Below are 2,954 nucleotides of genomic sequence, written 5' to 3'. Positions count from 1 at the left end.
ATTTTGAGAGGGTTCAACGTATTAATTCTACCTTTTGGATAAAATCATCGTAGCTTAATTTGCCTTTTCTTAATTGGCAGATATATTTAAATACACTCAGCTTATCCAATTCTTTTTGGTAGTGTTCGCGGTCGTTATCAGTTTTAGGATTATTCTGTAATTTTAACCGGATAGACGTCCGGGATATACCCTCCTCCAATTTATCTATAGGACAAATGCGAAGGTCATCAAAATTACTTCGGGGAAACGCGATACGGGTCATCAGTTTTTTGCTTCCTTAAATTTAACAGGCAAGCATAAACATTCATTTAACTGTATATTATTTTATTGTTATTGATTGGGGCCAGGCGTTTAAAAAAATGCCCGCGCCAACCCGATTATTACCCAAAAATCTGGTTTAAAAAGATGAATAATTGGTTCATCGTTCCGTTACTTTTTTAACTCATAAACATTGTTGGTCCTATCTACATCAGGATAAAGTTTTGAGGGATCGATAACTATTTTGGCTATGGCGGCTTTTTTATTGCCCGTTAAAACATAGGTATCGCTATACTCCCATATTTCTACCGGGAACTCGCGATGCTCCGTTGAGCCATCGGTATACGTTATTTCAACTACCAGTGGCATGGCTGCTTTTTCAAGGTTTTCAATGGTGATCTGCGGTTGGGTATTTGCTGCCCCTGCCACCTTAGCTATCTTCTGATCGAGCCGGTAATTCTCTAAAAACATCGATTTCCAAAACCAGGTAAGGTCTTCCCCTGCAGAACTATCCATACTCCTGAAAAAATCCCAGGGTGTTGGATGCTTATTGGCCCAATCGTGGATGTATTTTTTAAAAGCCCGGTCAAACCTATCCGGCCCCAATACCTGGTTACGTAATAATGTTAACAGGTAGGCCACTTTTTGATATTGAAGCGGATAAACCTGGTTACCGGGTATAGCATCCGGGCGACTTACAATGGGCATTAATTTCTCTGAGAACAGCGAATCAAGCGGACTATCAATTTCGGCATAGCCTATAAACTCCCCTTTATTAAATGCTTTGGTAGCCATGTTATCAATAAACAGGTTAAAGCCCTCGTCCATCCAGGCGTATTTACGTTCGTTGCTGCCTACCACCATCGGGAACCAGGTATGGCCCAATTCGTGGTTCACCACCGCCCAGTACATATTACCGGTATCTTTTGCCGAACAAAATACCATGCCGGGGTATTCCATACCATCTAAATTAGATGCTACGTTAACTGCTTTGTTATAGGGATAGGGATACCACTTATCTGAGAAATACTGTAGTGTAAATTTGATATACTCCGAAGACCGCTTCCAGCTGTTTTGCTTTTCCGATTCAACGGGGTATAATGAGCTGCCCATAACGTGCTTACCATCGGCTAATTGAAAACTTAAGGCTTCCCAAATAAATGATTTGGATGCCGTCCAGGCGAAATCCCTGGTATTATCCATCTTAAACTTCCAGGTACAGGTAGGTTTTGCAGGCCTCGAAGATGATTCTGTAACCTCTTTGGCCGACCTGATCTGCACGGGCTGCGAGCTTTCTTTGGCCAGTTGCCAGCGTTTTAACTGTACAGGAGTTAAAACTTCTGCAGGATTTAGCAGGTCGCCGGAGCCTTCTACTATGTACGATGACGGTACTGTAATGTTCACCTCAAAATTGCCATACTCCAGGTAAAACTCCCCATTGCCAAGGTATGGCAGCGTGTTCCAGCCCTCCACCTCATCTACCACACACATCCTCGGGTACCACTGCGCCACGGCATAAATATTACCGTTTTTTGTGGGCAGGATATCCGTTCTGTTAACCAGGAAATCGGCATTTTTATAATTAACCGGGAAATTATAACGATACCGGATACTGAAGGTTAGTTTTTCACCGGTTTTTAATGGTTGCGGCAACTCCAGCTGCATCCGGGTATCATACACATGATATTTAATATCACCGGCCTTATCGCCCGTAAGTTTTATCCCCTCAAGTTCGTAACCACCATCGGCCACCTGCTCAGCAGGATTTTTGTAGAGGAATAGTTTGGACTGGATTCCTTTTGAATCTTTCTTAAATACATTCTGCTCCAACTGCATCCATAAACTCGAAAGTGCTTTAGGGCTATTATTGGTGTAGGTAATGGTAGCTGTTCCGCTTATTACATTTGTTTGGTCGTTTAACGCCACATCCAGTACATAATCTGCCTGGTTTTGCCAGTACGCAGGTCCAGGCTCGCCGGTGGCGGTGCGATATCCGGTGCCGGGCGGTAAAAGCGGCAAAGAGGGAAATAATTCGGCAGGATGATATTTGGACTGGGCAAAGGATAAATGACCGATAAGAAACAATGTACAAGTGACTATAAACTTTAGGTTGTGTAATGGTTTTTGCATGCCGTTAATTGACTAAGATTAGTTTTGTTGCTGTTATCGCTAAGATAAAAGGAAACAGCACAATTTAACATAGGTAAAAGGATTTTATATTTTTATGCTCTTAACGGGGGATTACTTTTGAAATTTTAAAAAACCGCTTTACTATAGCTATGGGTTTGAAACCAAATTATGAGGAGAAAATTTAAAAGCTGTCTAAATTTGATTTAGATTATTTATGTACCACGTAGAAATCATTGCCGTTGACTTTAGTCAGCGGAATAATGACTAAAAAAGACGACAGGCTTTAGCCAAAATCCGCATAAATAGTTGGGCTAAAGCCCGCAATGATGTTATCTTTCACCGTTGACTGAAGTCAACGGTAATGAATAGTTTTTATTTTTAAACAGCTTTTCAGATCTTTTTAAACTTTATCATATTATCCTGCTCCCAAACGCATAGTATTTTATTGCCCGGCAGAATAACAGATTTCAGGAACCCGCCTTTACCCACAGTTATTTGATCTTTGTTTTTTATCGACATTAACTTAAGCGTATCGATGTTTTGAAAGGTGATAACCGTATTAGCAC

General features: G+C 41.1%; 2 protein-coding genes. Both read right to left on the bottom strand.

Going from position 1 to position 2,954, the window contains the following annotated elements:
* Nucleotides 1-13 precede the first annotated feature (13 nt).
* Nucleotides 14-262: a hypothetical protein gene (locus AC1DPZ_RS24785; protein ID WP_477408509.1), complete on the bottom strand. Its 249-nt coding sequence runs from the start codon at nt 260-262 to the stop codon at nt 14-16.
* A gap of 167 nt (nt 263-429) precedes the next feature.
* Nucleotides 430-2,388: a M1 family metallopeptidase gene (locus AC1DPZ_RS24780; protein WP_477408507.1), complete on the bottom strand. Its 1,959-nt coding sequence runs from the start codon at nt 2,386-2,388 to the stop codon at nt 430-432.
* Nucleotides 2,389-2,954 lie beyond the last annotated feature (566 nt).

The sequence above is a fragment of the Mucilaginibacter sp. P4_G9 genome, from assembly GCF_056400985.1.
The sequence above is the reverse complement of the archived record's forward strand: the minus strand, read 5'-3'. Positions and strand labels throughout refer to the sequence as shown.

Excerpts from the sequence above, each read along its gene's own strand:
- AC1DPZ_RS24785 (WP_477408509.1), bottom strand. The coding sequence starts at position 262 with ATGACCCGTATCGCGTTTCCCCGAAGTAATTTTGATGACCTTCGCATT.
- AC1DPZ_RS24780 (WP_477408507.1), bottom strand. The coding sequence starts at position 2,388 with ATGCAAAAACCATTACACAACCTAAAGTTTATAGTCACTTGTACATTG.